General features: G+C 70.0%; 15 protein-coding genes. 9 read left to right on the top strand and 6 right to left on the bottom strand.

Features of this window, described 5'->3' with window-relative positions:
- The first annotated feature begins 28 nt into the window (after positions 1-28).
- Positions 29-691 carry a response regulator gene (locus tag AAEP86_RS09275; protein ID WP_420370254.1) on the top strand — a complete coding sequence of 221 codons (663 nt, stop codon included), beginning with the start codon at positions 29-31 and terminating at the stop codon, positions 689-691.
- A gap of 10 nt (positions 692-701) precedes the next feature.
- Positions 702-1,580 carry an EamA family transporter gene (locus AAEP86_RS09280; protein WP_420370255.1) on the top strand — a complete coding sequence of 293 codons (879 nt, stop codon included), beginning with the start codon at positions 702-704 and terminating at the stop codon, positions 1,578-1,580.
- 134 nt (positions 1,581-1,714) lie between these two features.
- Here AAEP86_RS09280 and AAEP86_RS09285 read toward each other — a convergent pair whose 3' ends face one another.
- The 3 genes from AAEP86_RS09285 to AAEP86_RS09295 all read right to left on the bottom strand — a co-directional run bounded on the left by AAEP86_RS09285 (position 1,715) and on the right by AAEP86_RS09295 (position 3,418).
- Complete coding sequence (locus AAEP86_RS09285; RefSeq protein WP_420370256.1) at positions 1,715-1,867, bottom strand: hypothetical protein; 153 nt, start codon at positions 1,865-1,867, stop codon at positions 1,715-1,717.
- A gap of 102 nt (positions 1,868-1,969) precedes the next feature.
- On the bottom strand, positions 1,970-2,293 hold the full coding sequence (locus tag AAEP86_RS09290; protein ID WP_420370257.1) for a hypothetical protein: 324 nt from the start codon (positions 2,291-2,293) through the stop codon (positions 1,970-1,972).
- Between the two features lie 93 nt (positions 2,294-2,386).
- Positions 2,387-3,418 carry a LacI family DNA-binding transcriptional regulator gene (locus AAEP86_RS09295; RefSeq protein ID WP_420370258.1) on the bottom strand — a complete coding sequence of 344 codons (1,032 nt, stop codon included), beginning with the start codon at positions 3,416-3,418 and terminating at the stop codon, positions 2,387-2,389.
- A 157-nt stretch (positions 3,419-3,575) separates the two neighbouring features.
- On the opposite strand from AAEP86_RS09295, the gene AAEP86_RS09300 reads away from it, so the two are divergent.
- The 7 genes from AAEP86_RS09300 to AAEP86_RS09330 all read left to right on the top strand — a co-directional run bounded on the left by AAEP86_RS09300 (position 3,576) and on the right by AAEP86_RS09330 (position 12,689).
- The gene (locus AAEP86_RS09300; protein ID WP_420370259.1) at positions 3,576-4,868 is read left to right on the top strand and encodes an ABC transporter substrate-binding protein; all 1,293 of its coding nucleotides are present in this window, start codon (positions 3,576-3,578) and stop codon (positions 4,866-4,868) included.
- A gap of 33 nt (positions 4,869-4,901) precedes the next feature.
- Positions 4,902-5,780: a carbohydrate ABC transporter permease gene (locus AAEP86_RS09305; RefSeq protein ID WP_420370260.1), complete on the top strand. Its 879-nt coding sequence runs from the start codon at positions 4,902-4,904 to the stop codon at positions 5,778-5,780.
- Positions 5,777-6,757, top strand: coding sequence for a carbohydrate ABC transporter permease (locus AAEP86_RS09310; protein WP_420370261.1), 981 nt, complete (start codon positions 5,777-5,779; stop codon positions 6,755-6,757). The genes AAEP86_RS09305 and AAEP86_RS09310 overlap by 4 nt, the downstream gene beginning before the upstream one ends.
- A complete protein-coding gene (locus AAEP86_RS09315) occupies positions 6,757-8,148 on the top strand; it encodes a glycoside hydrolase 5 family protein (RefSeq protein ID WP_420370262.1) in 1,392 nt (463 codons plus the stop codon). Before AAEP86_RS09310 ends, AAEP86_RS09315 begins: the two co-directional genes overlap by 1 nt.
- Before the next feature lie 95 nt (positions 8,149-8,243).
- A complete protein-coding gene (locus AAEP86_RS09320) occupies positions 8,244-11,249 on the top strand; it encodes an alpha-mannosidase (protein WP_420370263.1) in 3,006 nt (1,001 codons plus the stop codon).
- Positions 11,250-11,335: 86 nt separating this feature from the next.
- Complete coding sequence (locus AAEP86_RS09325; protein ID WP_420370264.1) at positions 11,336-12,295, top strand: endo-beta-N-acetylglucosaminidase H; 960 nt, start codon at positions 11,336-11,338, stop codon at positions 12,293-12,295.
- Between the two features lie 103 nt (positions 12,296-12,398).
- The gene (locus AAEP86_RS09330; protein ID WP_420370265.1) at positions 12,399-12,689 is read left to right on the top strand and encodes a DUF1905 domain-containing protein; all 291 of its coding nucleotides are present in this window, start codon (positions 12,399-12,401) and stop codon (positions 12,687-12,689) included.
- Here the strand turns inward: AAEP86_RS09330 and AAEP86_RS09335 are convergent, their stop codons facing one another.
- From AAEP86_RS09335 to AAEP86_RS09345, 3 genes are read right to left on the bottom strand one after another with little or no spacing between them, the layout of a single operon-like run.
- Positions 12,690-13,148: a hypothetical protein gene (locus AAEP86_RS09335; protein ID WP_420370266.1), complete on the bottom strand. Its 459-nt coding sequence runs from the start codon at positions 13,146-13,148 to the stop codon at positions 12,690-12,692.
- Complete coding sequence (locus AAEP86_RS09340; RefSeq protein WP_420370267.1) at positions 13,145-14,086, bottom strand: sporulation-delaying protein SdpB family protein; 942 nt, start codon at positions 14,084-14,086, stop codon at positions 13,145-13,147. The genes AAEP86_RS09335 and AAEP86_RS09340 overlap by 4 nt, the downstream gene beginning before the upstream one ends.
- A complete protein-coding gene (locus tag AAEP86_RS09345) occupies positions 14,083-14,577 on the bottom strand; it encodes an SdpA family antimicrobial peptide system protein (RefSeq protein WP_420370268.1) in 495 nt (164 codons plus the stop codon). Before AAEP86_RS09345 ends, AAEP86_RS09340 begins: the two co-directional genes overlap by 4 nt.
- Positions 14,578-14,608 lie beyond the last annotated feature (31 nt).

A 14,608-nucleotide genomic window follows, 5' to 3' on the forward strand; every position in this document is an offset into this window, starting at 1 on the left:
CGGGACCGCTCCCACTAGGCTGGTCGGCATGAGCGACGGCCCGGGTGCAGCACGCATCCGGGCCGTCGTCGTCGACGACGCCGTGCTGCTGCGCGAAGGGCTCGCACGGGTCCTCGAGGAAGCCGGCATCGACGTCGTCGGGCAGTACGCCGACGCCGTGTCGTTCGTCGCCACGCTGCCCGAGCACGCACCCGACGTCGTCGTGATGGACGTCCGGATGCCGCCGACCTTCACCGACGAAGGCGTCCGCGCCGCCGTAGAGACCCGTCGCCTGTCCCCGCGCACCGGGGTGCTCCTGCTCTCGCAGTACGTCGAGGCCACCTACGCCGAGGACGTCCTCGCCGCCGGCGCGACCGGCATCGGGTACCTGCTCAAGGACCGCGTCACCCGCCTCGACGAGATCGACGACGCCGTCCGCCGCATCGCTGCCGGCGGCACCGTGCTCGACCCCGAGGTCGTCACCCAGCTCATGAGCCGTCGACGCGACCCGCTCGCCGCGCTCACGCCACGTGAGCGCGACGTCCTCGGGCTCATGGCCGAGGGGCGCACGAACGCCGCCATCGCCCGGGCGCTGGTCATCGGCACCGGGGCCGTCGAGAAGCACGTGTCGAGCATCTTCGGCAAGCTCGCGCTCGAGGACACCGGCGAGGACCACCGCCGTGTGCTCGCCGTCCTCGCGTACCTCGGGTGACGAGCCGCCGGTGAACCGCGTCCCCGCACCGGTCCTCGCGCTCGCCGCGATGGTCTCCGTGCAGCTCGGCGCCGCGATCGCGAAGACCCGCTTCGACGAGGTCGGATCCGTCGGTGCGGCCACGCTCCGCCTGGTGATCGGCGCCGTCGTCCTGGCCCTCGTCGTCCGACCGCGGGTGCGGACCTGGAGCCGGTCGCAGTGGCTCGGTGCGACCGGGCTCGGGCTCGCCCTCGGTGGCATGAACGTCTTCATCTACGTGGCGTTCGCGAGCATCCCGATCGGGGTCGCGGTCACCATCGAGTTCCTCGGCCCGCTCGCCCTCTCGCTCGTGCACACGCGGCGCTGGCGAGACGTGACCTGGGCGCTGCTGGCGCTCGCCGGCGTCGTGCTGCTCGGGGTCGGTCCTGCGGCGGTCACCGCGGTCGGCGGCGTCGTGTTCGCGGTCCTCGCCGCGGCGTGCTGGGCGGGCTACATCGTGATGAACCGGCACGTCGGGGCGACGATCCCCGGTGTGGACGGGCTGGCCGTGTCGATGCTCGTGGCGATGGTCGTCGCACTGCCGTTCGGGCTCCGCTCCGCCGTCGACGGGGTGGTCCGCGAGCCGGTGCTGCTGGCGGTGTTCGGCGCCGTCGCGGTGCTGTCGAGCGTCCTGCCCTACGCGCTCGAGATGCTCGCGCTCCGGCGTATGCCGACGCGCGTGTTCGGCGTGCTGCAGAGCCTCGGTCCGGCGATCGCGGCCCTCGCCGGGCTGGCGATCCTGCACGAGCGGCTCGCGCTGCTCGAGGTCGTCGCCCTGGCGTGCGTCACCACGGCGAGCGTCGGGGTGACGCTGTCGGCACGACGCGGTCGTTCGGGCGGGACCGCTGGTGCGGACCCCGCGCCGTCGTGACGGACGTGGCCGTGCTGGCAGGACCGGCGGTGCGGACCCCGCCGTCGTGACGGACGCGGCCGTGCGGGCAGAACCGGAGGCGCGGACCCGCGCCGTCCGTGACGGACGCGGTCCGCGCCTCCTGGAAGACCCGCCTACTCGTCGCGGAGGAAGTCCGCGTACGTGGGTTCCGTCTGCTCACCCGTCAGGAGCGACGGGTCGTTGACCCGGCGTTCGACGTAGGCCGCGATGACCTCGGGCGGGGTGAGCACGTGTGCAACCCAGGACGGCACCTCGCTCTTCTTCATTGGTGCCTCCTTCCCGCATCAGCACTCGAACCGAATGTCTCGATCAGTGAGTTAGTTGCTGAACCGGTGTTCGCTAAACGATCCTCGTGATGCCGGGTGAAGTCAACGTGGTGCGTTCTCCGGACTGCGCGTCCGGGCGTCGGTGCGCAGTGTCCGGTGTTTCACGGCCGACCGCCACACCCACGCGTTCGCCTGCTGTCCGAACTGTGCCCACTCGACGAGGACGGCGTCCCGTGTCCAGCTCTTCGCGAACGCCTTCACGCGGACGTGGAAGGTGGGGAACTGGATCCACGCCCACACCGGCACGGGGGTCACGGCGTGGCAGACGTCGGGCCCGCGGGCGTCCTCGGACAGCGAGTAGGCGCGCGGGCGTTCGACCTCCGGGTGCTCCGGGGGCTGCCACCGGTTCTCGCGACGCCGTCCCACGATGGTATTCGAACGTGTGTTCGAACCGTCGTCAAGTCGACCGCGCGGGATCCGCGCGCTCGTGACAGCGGATCGGCGTGTCGGCGGTGCCGATCAGGAACGAGCGCGCGCCGTGGACTCGCGGACGCTCAGCGTCAGCGACGGCCCGGGTCGTGACGGCAGCACGACGCCGGCGTCGATCTGTTCCCGCAGGAGGGTCGCGGCGCGCTGCCCCAGCTCGACGGTGTCGCGGGTGAGCGAGGTGATCGCCGGGCGGACGAGCCGGATCATCGCGGAGTCGTCGAACGACACGATCGAGACGTCCCCGGGCACGGCCACGCCCATCTCGCTGGCGACGCCGAGCCCGGCGACGGCGAGCACGTCGTTGTCGTAGACGATCGCCGTGGGCCGGGTGCTCCGCGACAGCAGCGTCCGGGTGGCGGTCGCACCGGCCTCGGCGGAGTAGTCGGTCGGGATCGACACCGCGTCCTCCAGGTGCTCGGCGGCGGCGAACGCGCGCACCCGGTCCGTCCGCATCGCGGTGTGCTCGAACTCCGGCCGACCCGCGACGTGCGCGATCCGCCGGTGCCCGAGGGCGTGCAGGTACCGCAGCACCGTGTCGGTCGCGTCCGAGTCGTCGATCCACACCGTCGGTGCCGCACCGTCGGGGGAGGGGTGCGACCCGACGACGACCGTGGGCATGCCGAGTTCGGCGAGCAGGGTCAGGCGGTCGTCGTCCCGTCGGGGGTCGATCACGATCACGCCGTCGACCCGGTGGCCGCGCCACCAGTCGCGGTAGGTCTCGAGTTCCTCCGTCGCGTCGCGGGCGACGAGCAGGTTCATGCCGACGTGACTGCCGGCCAGGCCGAGCTGGATGCCGGAGATCAGGTCGCCGAAGAACGACTCGGTGCCGAGCGTCCGGGCCGGACGGTTCAGGACGAAGCCGATCGAGCCGGCCTTCGCCCCGCCGAGTGCCCGTGCCGCGGTGTGGGGCTGCCAGTTGAGTTCGCTGGCCACCTCGCGCACGCGACGGCGGGTCTCGTCGGAGACGCCGGGGCGGTCGTTGAGCGCGAAGGACACGGCGCTGATGGACACGCCGGCCCGCGCGGCGATGTCGGCGATCGTCGTTCGACGCTTGGTGGCCACGGGGTTGACTATAGCGCTTTAGTCGTTCATAGTCGCTGCCACGCGATGGTTCGGTGCGATCCACTGAACCGGTTCAGCAGCACGACGCGGTGCGCTCACGCACGGCGTACCGCACACCACGTCAGCAGACATCGTCAGCACAAGGGAGTCCGACGCGATGAGACCGACCACACGAACCACCACGAGCCGCGCGATCGCGCTGCTCGCCGGCGCCGCAGCCACCGCCCTCGTCCTCACGGGGTGCTCGAGCGGCAGCAGCGGAGCGAGCACCGGCAGCGGTGACGTCAGCGGCTCCATCACGCTGCAGACCTGGGCGCTCACCCCCACCTACACGGACTACCTCAACGGCGTGGTCAAGGACTTCGAGGCGAAGTACCCGAAGGCGAAGGTCAAGCTCGTCGACCAGCCCGGCGACGGGTACGCCGACAAGGTGCTCAGCCAGGCGTCCTCGAACTCGCTGCCGGACGTCATCAACCTGCCGCCGGACATCGCCCTCCCCCTCGCCAAGCGCGGGTTCCTGCAGGACGTCGCGAAGGACGACACGAAGCTCTCCAGCACCTACGTGAAGGGCGCGCTGGCGGCGTACAACTACAAGGGCGTCGACGGCACCTTCGGCTACCCGTGGTACCTCAACACCGACGTCGACTACTGGAACAAGACGATGTTCCAGAAGTGCGGCCTCGACCCGGCCGACCCGCCGAAGACCACCGACGAGCTGTTCTCGCAGGCCGAGACCATGCACCAGAAGTGCCCGGACGACTACCTGATGAGCCGCAAGCCCGGCCTGTCCGACTTCTCGCTCGCCGGGGTCAAGATCATCAACGACCAGGGCACGAAGTTCACCTTCGCGAACTCCTCGAAGGCCGCGGACCTCATCGCGAAGTACGCCAAGGCGTACAAGGAGGGCCTCATGCCGTCCTCCGTCCTGAACACCGACTACCTCGGCAACTCGACCCTGTTCACGCAGGGCAAGGTCGCCTGGACCACCGGTGGCGCCACGGCGATCAGCGACTTCGAGAAGAACAACCCGTCGCTCAAGGGCAACATCATCGTCTCGCCGGCGCTGGACAACCCGCCGCTCTACGTGCAGGGCCTCAGCGTCAGCGCGAAGAGCAAGCACGTCGCCACGGCGGAGGCGCTCGCCCGGTTCATGACGGACGCGAAGAACCAGGAGGCGTTCGCGCACCTCGTCAACATCTTCCCGTCGACCACGTCGTCGCAGTCCGACCCGTACTTCTCGAAGGACGACGGCACCGTCGAGGCGAAGGCCCGCGTGCTCGCCAACGACGCGCTGAAGACCGCGAAGAACCTCAACCCGGTCGAGGCGAACTCGGCGATGACGGACTTCCTCGACCAGCAGATCGCCCTGGCGATGAAGGGCGGCACGACGCCGGAGAAGGCGCTGCAGACCGCGCAGACCAAGATGAACACCCTGCTCGCCAACGGCTGATCCGGGTCACCGAGAGAAGCGGAGAGGACCGTCATGCGCGCGAACCGTTGGTTCACACCCTGGCTGCTGGTGCTGCCGGCGCTGGTCTGGCTGCTGGCCTTCAGCCTCTGGCCGTCGATCAACACCGTCCGGCTGTCGTTCACGAACGCCAGCCCGCTCGGTGGCGTCAGCCGGTGGGTGGGGCTGGACAACTTCCAGACCCTGCTCGCCGACCCGCAGGTGTGGGAGGCGCTCCTCAACAGCGTCATCTACATGGCGGTGTGCCTGCCGTTGCTGACGGTCCTCCCGCTCCTCATGGCGGTGCTCGTCGAACGCAAGCTCCCCGGCATCGCCTTCTTCCGGACGGCGTACTACACGCCGGTGATCGCGAGCGCGGTCGTCGTCGGGCTGATCTGGAACTGGATCCTCGACGACCGCGGCGTCATCAACGAGATGGCGCAGTCGCTCGGGATCGTGCAGGGCTCCATCCCGTTCCTCACCGACCGGTGGCTGCTCGTCTTCAGCGCGATCAGCCTGACGGTGTGGAAGGGACTCGGGTACTACATGATCATCTTCCTGGCCGCCCTCGGGAACGTCGGCAAGGACCTGCACGAGGCGGCGGCGCTCGACGGCGCCGGAGCCGTCCGGCGGTTCTGGTCCGTGACGATGCCCGGCGTCCGCGGGACGATGACCCTCGTCGGCATCCTGGTGTGCGTGTCCGCGCTCCGGGTGTTCAGCGAGCTCTACATCCTCACCAACGGCACGGGCGGACCGGGCGGGCAGGACAACTCGCTCGTCATGCTCATCCAGCAGTACGCCCGCGGCTTCACCGGCAACCTCGGGTACGCCTCGGCCCTGAGCCTCCTGCTCTTCGTCGTGACCCTGATCCCGATGCTCGCGCTCGCGCGGATGAACAGCAAGGCGGACCGATGAGCAACACGACCAGCACCACCGAGCCGGTCATCGGCGGCAACGCCGGCGCGGCCGCACCGACGCCGGACGTGACCGGCGCGACCACCGGAGGGCGCGCCTCCGGTCGGGACGGCGGGAACCGCCCGACGCGTCGCCGCCGCGCCTCATGGGGCGTCATGTCCACCCGCGAGAAGGTGCTCCGCTACGTGCTGCTCGTCGTGGTGCTGTTCATCACGATCGGGCCGTTCCTCTGGCAGCTGTCCACCTCGCTGAAGGGCACCGGCGAGGACATCTACACGGCGAACCCCTCGTTCATCCCGACGCAGCCGACGTTCGGCAACTACCTGCGCGTGGGCGAGGCCATCCCGGTCTTCGGGTACATCGGCAACTCGCTCGTCGTCGCGGCGATCGACGTCCTGGGCAACATCCTGTTCGCGACGCTCGCGGGCTTCGCCCTGGCACGGTTGCAGTGGCGCTTCCGCAAGGCGGTGCTCGGGCTGTTCCTCGCGACCCTGGTGCTGCCCGGCGAGGCGACGATCATCTCGCAGTTCGTGACCGTGAAGGACCTCGGCCTCGCCGACTCCCTCGTCGGCGTCGCGCTCCCCGGCATGATCGCGGCGCTCAACGTCCTGCTCATGTTCAACGCGTTCCGGCAGATCCCCGAGGAGATCGACCAGGCCGCGGTGATGGACGGCGCGAACGCGATGCAGCGCCTCCGGTACATCTCGCTGCCCGCCGTCCAGGGCACGATCGCGGTGATCGCGATCTTCTCGTTCATCGGCGCGTGGGACGACTTCCTGTGGCCGCTCATCGTGCTGCAGTCGCCGGACAAGCTGACCCTGACCGTCGGCCTGCAGTACCTGCAGGGCACGTTCGCGACCGACCAGCGGATGATCGCGGCCGGCACCATGATCGCGTTCATCCCGATCGCCGTGATCTTCGCCGTCCTGCAGCGCTTCTTCTTCAAGGGCGTCGAAGAAGGCGGGGTGAAGGGCTGATGCGCTTCGGCGTCAACCACACCCCCTCCGTCGGCTGGTTCCACTCGTGGCTCGACTTCTCGCCGTCGGACACCGCCCGCGACATGGAGGCGATCGCCTCGCTCGGCGCCGACCACGTGCGGATCTTCCCGCTGTGGCCCGTCGTGCAGCCGAACCGGACCCTGATCCGGCCGTCGGCGCTCGCGGACGTCGCCGCCGTGGTCGACATCGCCGGGTCGTTCGGCCTCGACGTGAACGTGGACGCGCTGCAGGGACACCTGTCCAGCTTCGACTTCGTGCCGTCGTGGCTCGAGAGCTGGCACCGGCGGAACATGTTCACCGACCCGGACGTGGTCGCCTCGACCGCCGCGTACGTGCGAGCGCTCGCCGCGGCGGTCGCCGACCGGCCGAACCTGCTCGGCATCACCATCGGCAACGAGGTGAACCAGTTCGCGCACGCGCCGCACCCGACGCCCCACGCCACGACGGCGGAGCAGGGGCACGCGTGGGCAGCGACGATGGTCGCGGCAGCGCGGGACGGCCTGTCGTCCGGTGCAGCCGGTGCAGCCGGCGCGGCCGGCTCCGTCGGCCCGGAGGCGCGGCACGGGTCCGCCCCGCCGCCCGCCCCCGCCGACGGCGAGCGTCCAGGGCCGCTGGTCACCGTCGCGCAGTACGACGCGGCCTGGTACGACGACGCGCAGCCGTTCGGCCCGGAGCAAGCGGCGGACCACGGCGACGCCACGGTCACGCACTCGTGGGTCTTCAACGGCTCCGCGGCGCTCCACGGCGCGCTCGGCCCCGGCTCGGTGCGGCACGGGGAGTACCTCCTCCAGCTAGCCGCCGCCTGGAACCGCGACGCGGCCCGACCGAACTGGCTGCAGGAGGTCGGCGCACCGACGAACGTCGTCGCGCCCGCCGACGCGGCGTCCTTCACCGAGCAGACCATCCGGCACGTCCTCGGCGCCCAGCAGGTCCTCGGGGTCACCTGGTGGTGCTCGCACGACGTCTCCCGGTCGCTCGCGGACTTCCCCGAGCTGGAGTACGACCTCGGGTTGTTCACGAACGACGGTCGGCTCAAGCCGGCAGGGGAGGCGTTCGCCGCCCTCGCCCGGTCCGGAGCCGCTGCCCCGACGGCGGCACCGGCCACCGCGCTCGTCCTCGACGACGTGCTCCCCGACGGGTCGCCCCGGTACGGCACGCGAGCCGACTGCGCGCCCGGTGGACGCTTCGCCGCCGCGTGGCTCGCCCTCGCCGAGCAGTCGTCCGACGGACGCGGTCCGCAGGTCGTCCTGCGCTCCCGGCTCGCGGACGAGGCACTCGTCCGGTCCCGGGGGATCACGAGCACCGTGGACGTGCCGGACGACCTCGACGGCACCGCGCTCACCGTCGCCCACCCCGCGACGATGCCCTGACCCGATCCACCCCGCACGACCGCTCGACCGAACCACCCGACACCCGCCCTGCCGCCGGCACCGACGCCGGCCCTCCCGCCACCAGGAAGGTCCCCATGCACGACGACATCCCCCTCACCACCGGCCGGGCGCGACGCGTCCTCGACGAGCGGATCCTGCCCGCGGTGCACGCCACGGCGACACCGCTGGACACCGCGTGGCACGAACTGCCCGGGGAGCCGATCCCACCGGCCGAGGGACTCGCGCTGACGTTCGAGCCCTACGCGGTCGGCACGACCTGGGGCGCCGCGTGGGGCACGACCTGGTTCCGGCTGACCGGCACCGTGCCGACGGCGTGGGCCGGACGGCGCGTCGAGGCCGTCGTCGACCTCGGGTTCGACAAGAACATGCCCGGCTTCCAGTGCGAGGGCCTGGTCTACCTCGCCGACGGCACCCCGGTGAAGTCGATCAACCCGCGGAACCAGTGGGTGCTCGTCACCGAACGCGCCGAGGGCGGCGAGACCGTCGAGCTCTTCGTCGAGGCGGCGTCGAACCCCGTCCTGCTCGACTACCACCCCTTCCTCGTCACGCAGGAGGGCGACGTCGAGACGTCCTCGCCGGAGCGCCTCTACACCTCGCGCCGGATGGACCTGGCGGTGTTCGAGTCCGAGGTGCACGAACTCGCCCTCGACATCGACGTCCTGCTCGAACTGCAGGCCGAGCTGCCCGAGGGACCCCGCCGGATGCGCATCCTGCAGGCGCTCGACGACGCCCTCGACCGGCTCGACCTGCAGCACATCGCCGAGACCGCCGGCGACGCCCGTGCGGCGCTCGCCGACGTGCTCGCCGCACCCGCCGAAGCGTCGGCGCACACCATCTCGGCGGTCGGCCACGCGCACATCGACTCCGCCTGGCTCTGGCCCGTCCGCGAGACCATCCGCAAGGTCGCCCGCACCACGTCGACGATGACCGAGCTCATCGACCAGACCGACGACTTCCTCTACGGCATGTCGAGCGCGCAGCAGTACGCATGGATCAAGGAGCACCGCCCCGAGGTCTACGCCCGGGTCCGTGCCGCGGTCGAGGCCGGCCGGTTCCTGCCCCTCGGCGGGATGTGGGTCGAGTCCGACACCGTGATGCCGACCGGTGAGAGCATCGTCCGCCAGTTCTCGCAGGGCCAGCGGTTCTTCGAGCGCGAGTTCGGCATCCGGCCGAAGGGCGTCTGGCTGCCGGACAGCTTCGGGTACTCGCCGGCGTTGCCGCAGCTCATGCGCCGCGCGGGCTTCGAGTGGTTCTTCACGCAGAAGATCTCGTGGAACCAGGTGAACAAGTTCCCGCACCACACCTTCCTCTGGGAGGGCATCGACGGCTCGCGCGTGTTCTCGCACTTCCCGTCGATGGACACCTACAACTCGCGGCTGTCCGGCAGCGAGGTCGCCAAGGCCTCGCGGCAGTTCCGCGAGAACCGGCTCGCCACCGGGTCCATCGCACCCGTCGGGTGGGGCGACGGCGGTGGTGGGACGACCCGCGAGATGACCGGCACCGCTCGGCGCCTGGCGGACCTCGAGGGCAGCGCGAAGGTGCGGTGGGAGCACCCCGACGCCTTCTTCGACCGCGCGAAGTCCGAGCTGGTGGACCCGCCGGTGTGGGTGGGGGAGCTCTACCTCGAGCTGCACCGCGCCACCCTGACCAGCCAGCACCAGACGAAGCAGGGCAACCGCCGGTGCGAGCAGTTGCTGATCGAGGCCGAGCTGTGGGCCGCGACCGCAGCAGCGCGCTCCGATCACCCCTACCCGTACGAGGAGCTCGACGCCCTCTGGCAGCAGGTCCTCCTGCAGCAGTTCCACGACATCCTGCCGGGTACCTCGATCGCCTGGGTGCACCGCGAAGCGGTCGCGAAGTACGCCGAGACGGCCGCGCGCCTGTCCGCGATCATCGAGGACGCACTGTCGGCACTGGCCGGTGCCGGGGACGCGACCGTCGTCGTCAACCCGGCCCCGTTCCTCCAGGCCGGCGCACCAGCGCAGGGCGCGGTCGCGGCGACCGACGTCCCCGCGACGGTGCCGGTCACGCTCACCGAGCAGGACGGCGGGTACGTGCTGGCGAACGAGCTGGTGCGGGTCACCGTCAGCGCCCAGGGTCTCGTGACGAGTGCCGTCGACCTGACCAGCGGACGCGAGGCGATCGCTGCCGGGCAGGCCGCGAACCTCCTGCAGCTGCACCAGGACTTCCCGAACATGTGGGACGCGTGGGACGTCGACCGGTACTACCGGAACCGCGTCGAGGACCTCGTCACGGTGACCTCGCTCGACGCCTCCGTCGACGCGGCGGGCGTCGCGCACGTCGTGGTCGCCCGTGCGTTCGGCGACTCGACGGTCACCCAGGAGATCGTGGTCGCACCGGGCTCCCGCACCGTCGAGTTCGACCAGGTGACGGACTGGCACGAGACCGAGAAGTTCCTCAAGGTCGCGTTCCCGCTCGACGTCCGCGCCGAGCACACCGTCGCCGAGACGCAGTTCGGCGCGCAGAAGCGGGTGACGCACACGAACACCTCGTGGGAGGCGGCGAAGTTCGAGACCTCGATGCACCGGTACGTGCTCGTTGAGGAGCCCGGCTTCGGCGTCGCACTCGTGAACGACTCGATCCACGGGTTCGACACCACGCGCGACGCCGTCGACGGCCACGTCACCACGACCGTGCGGCTCTCGCTGCTGCGCGCACCCCGGTTCCCCGACCCCGAGACCGACCAGGGCGTGCAGACGCACCGCTACGGCATCGTCGTCGGCACGGACCAGCTCGGCGCCACCGCGGCCGGCGTCGTGATGAACGCGAGCGTGCGGACGGTGCCGGGCGCACACGGATTCGAGCCGCTCGTGCGGGTGTCCGGTGGCGCGGTGCTGTCGAGCGTCAAGCTCGCCGACGACCGTTCCGGCGACCTCGTGGTCCGCGTCTACGAGCCGGTCGGACGGCGGGGGACCGCCGCGATCGCCGTCGACGGACCGTTCGGTCCGGGCGCCGAGGTGACCCTGCTCGAGGAGGCGCTCGCCGACACCGACGCGACCTCCTTCGCCGTCGACGCCTACGAGGTCCGCACCTTCCGCTACCCGCGCGTCCGCGGCTGAGACCCCGCCGCCGGGACTCCGGGTGTCCCGGCGGCGGTCCCCGGCCGGCGTCCGCCGGTCGGGTCGTCCACTCGACGAGGAGCGACATGAAGAAGACGATGAAGTTCGGGATCGTCGCGGCACTCGCCGCGATGGTCGTCGCACCGATGGTGCCGGCCGCGGCCTCCGCGGCGCCGTCACCCACGGGGCTCGCCCACGGCGCCGGTGCCCACCACGGTGTGGGGCACGGCAAGCAGCCGCACGCCGCACCGACCAAGTCCGGGCCGACGAGCATCGCGTACGTCGAGGTCAACAACGACGAGCTCGCGAACGTCGGCCGGTACACCCTGGCGAACGGCGCCAACGCGTTCGACGTCGCGATCATCTTCGCGGCGAACATCAACTACCAGGACGGCAAGGCGGTCCTGGTCAACAACGAGAACGTGCAGCGCACGCTCGACGACGCCGCCACGCAGATCCGTCCGCTGCAGGCCAAGGGCATCAAGGTGTCGCTGTCGGTCCTCGGCAACCACCAGGGCGCGGGCATCGCGAACTTCCCGACCCAGGCGGCCGCGGCGGACTTCGCCGCCCAGGTCGCGGCGACGGTGAAGAAGTACGGGCTCGACGGGGTCGACCTCGACGACGAGTACTCGGACTACGGCGTGAACGGCACACCGCAGCCGAACCAGCAGTCGATCGGCTGGCTGATCAGCGCCCTCCGCGCGAACATGCCCGGCAAGCTCATCTCGTTCTACGACATCGGCCCGGCGTCGACCGCGCTGTCGTCGTCGAGCAGCACGATCGGGTCGCAGCTCGACTACGCCTGGAACCCGTACTACGGCACCTACTCGGCGCCGTCGATCCCGGGGCTCGGCAAGGCGTCGCTGTCGGCGGCAGCGGTCGACATCCAGAACACCCCGCAGGCGACGGCGGTGTCCCTCGCCCAGCGCACGAAGGCCGACGGCTACGGCGTGTTCATGACGTACAACCTGCCGGGAGGCGACGAGTCGGCGTACGTGTCGTCCTTCACGAACGTGCTGTACGGGCAGGCTGCGACGTACCGGTAACCGCGCCGGCTCGCGTCCCGCGTCTCCTGGCTCCGGCCGGGAGGCGCGGGGTGCGTCCGTCCCGCTGCTCGCTCCTCGTGGATCGTCGGCCTACGATCTCGGCGTGGAGATCGAGTTCGACGGTGAAGTCATCGAATGGCGGGGCCCAGCGCCGTTCTTCTACGTGGTCGTGCCAGACGACGTCGCAGACCTCATCCACGAGCTCGCCTCCGAGCTGACGTACGGGTGGGGCGTGGTCCCTGCGGGAGTCGCGATCGGTGCGGTGCGGTGGACGACGTCCCTCTTCCCGAAGGACGGCGGGTACCTCGTGCCGCTCCGTGCTGCCGAGCGTGGGCGTGCGGGTGTCGAGCTGGGTGACGTCCCGCACTTGACACTCATGCTCGGCGCACCGTGATCACGGGATGCCGGCAGCAAGACCGATGGCGGTGGCGGCATGCTCTGCCTCCCCGGAAGTGGCAAGGAACAACCGTCCGTTCTTCATCCTGATCCGGACGGCCCGCTGACCGTCCGCGGCGAGGAGCAAGCCCTTCCGGCGGCTCGACCCCTTGATGCCCCATCCGCCGAACTCCTCCAAGGGGTGCACGTCCACGGTGTCCACGGAGGTGATCTCGACGAGCCTGATGCGGACGGCCCAGAACGGCACGGCGAGGAGCCACACCGACTTGCGCGTTGCGATGATGCCGACCGCCGGCACGACGAGTGTCAGGAGCAGCACACCGGTTCCGATGCCGAGCATCCACCAGCCGCTCGTCTTCGGGAACTCGGCTACGGAGAACGCGCAGACCAGGATGGGGCCACCGCTGAGGAGGAGGCGAAGGCCGATGTTGAAACGCTGCCAGGAGAGGATGCTCACCGGTCTGCCCGATCGTTGTGTGGCACTCGCAGATAGAGCACCAGGAGCGCTGCCATGGAGAGGAAGAACGACCAGAGCCCGAACATCACGCCGATGCAGAGGTGGAACGTGAGCATGATCGGGAGCGCGATCCTGCGGACGCCCGGTCGCACGAACAGCAGGGCTGCGGCGAAGAGTTCGAGAGCCAGTACGCCGTAGTTGATGATGATCGCGCCGACGAGCGAACTCTGTGCGGTCTCGGCGAGCCAGACGAATGGTGCGGGGGGTCGGAAGCTGGGCTCTTGGATCCAGTACCAGAGCGCCGTGCCGTTTGCCCACTCGGCGACAGCGAACTTCGCGATCGCCGCGTTGGCGTAGAGCACGGACGCCTGGACCCAGACGATCACCAAGACGGCCCAAGCGGTCCCTCGCGTTCCCCACGACCGGGACACCCATCGCCGGTCGGGAGCCCAGTGATTGCGTCGGTAGTCGAGGAGCAGCAGCGGGACCAGCAGCAGGGTGAGCACAGCAGCGACCTGGTCTCCGCCATCACGGACAGGGGAACCGATGTTCAGGCTCCAAGCGACCCACCAGTGTGGGATCGCGGTGACGGCGGGCAAGTAGCCGCTCAGGACAGCGAGCATCAAGGCGACCACGATCAGGACGGTGACGGGTGTGGCACTGCCAGCCATGCAGAACAACGACAAATGAGCCGCGACCGCGTGGCACACGATTCCGTCTGGGTTGTCCGGACTGGTGAGGAAGAGTGCCCCGCCCGGCGTCAGGAGCACCGTGAGGAGTGTGGACAGTGCGAGCAGGGAGCGCGCGATGGCCAGTGACGAGTTGTACGGCGAGACCCGATCGATGAGATGTGACGCGGCGCGCAGGAGCGCCCGACCGGTCGATGCGCCGCTCTGCCATTCTGAACGCACAACTGCGGTCAGTGCCCGGTAGCTCATCTGCACTGGATGCTCACCACCGCGACCTTCTCCACGGGAGAATGCGTTCCGCGGTAGGCCCAGGGGGTGGGCTTCATCCGCGCCAGCGTGATCTCGCCGCACAGAGAGTGCGTCCGATCGGTGACCCGGACACCCCGGATGGCCGACTTGTTGCGGCATGCAGACACACTCATGCCGACCTCACAGTGCTGCCATGCATCACTGTCCAGCTTCCTGATCACGCGGTCGACGTCGATTCCGCCTAGCCGTGAGGCTCGATTGAGGCCGAACGCCCACTTCGGCTGCGCGTTCGGCGCGGTCCCGATTTCATCACCGTCCGCGTCGTACGCCACCACGAACGCATCCCGCGGAGATTTCGTGAAGAAGGACCATCCCTCTGGGAGAAGGTCCCGTGTCACGTTCACAGCACGCTTCGTCTCGGGTCCGAGATGATCAGCCGAGGGCAGAGCCATCGCCGTCACACAGGTCACGGTGATGGTGACGATGGTCACGCACAGGGCAAGTGCCTGAGCTTGCGGAGTG

Source organism: Curtobacterium sp. L1-20 (genome assembly GCF_048755855.1).
In the GTDB taxonomy this organism is placed as follows: Bacteria; Actinomycetota; Actinomycetes; order Actinomycetales; family Microbacteriaceae; genus Curtobacterium.

Excerpts from the sequence above, each read along its gene's own strand:
- AAEP86_RS09275 (WP_420370254.1), top strand. The coding sequence starts at position 29 with ATGAGCGACGGCCCGGGTGCAGCACGCATCCGGGCCGTCGTCGTCGAC.
- AAEP86_RS09285 (WP_420370256.1), bottom strand. The coding sequence starts at position 1,867 with ATGAAGAAGAGCGAGGTGCCGTCCTGGGTTGCACACGTGCTCACCCCG.
- AAEP86_RS09300 (WP_420370259.1), top strand. The coding sequence starts at position 3,576 with ATGAGACCGACCACACGAACCACCACGAGCCGCGCGATCGCGCTGCTC.
- AAEP86_RS09305 (WP_420370260.1), top strand. The coding sequence starts at position 4,902 with ATGCGCGCGAACCGTTGGTTCACACCCTGGCTGCTGGTGCTGCCGGCG.
- AAEP86_RS09310 (WP_420370261.1), top strand. The coding sequence starts at position 5,777 with ATGAGCAACACGACCAGCACCACCGAGCCGGTCATCGGCGGCAACGCC.
- AAEP86_RS09315 (WP_420370262.1), top strand. The coding sequence starts at position 6,757 with ATGCGCTTCGGCGTCAACCACACCCCCTCCGTCGGCTGGTTCCACTCG.
- AAEP86_RS09320 (WP_420370263.1), top strand. The coding sequence starts at position 8,244 with ATGCACGACGACATCCCCCTCACCACCGGCCGGGCGCGACGCGTCCTC.
- AAEP86_RS09325 (WP_420370264.1), top strand. The coding sequence starts at position 11,336 with ATGAAGAAGACGATGAAGTTCGGGATCGTCGCGGCACTCGCCGCGATG.
- AAEP86_RS09340 (WP_420370267.1), bottom strand. The coding sequence starts at position 14,086 with ATGAGCTACCGGGCACTGACCGCAGTTGTGCGTTCAGAATGGCAGAGC.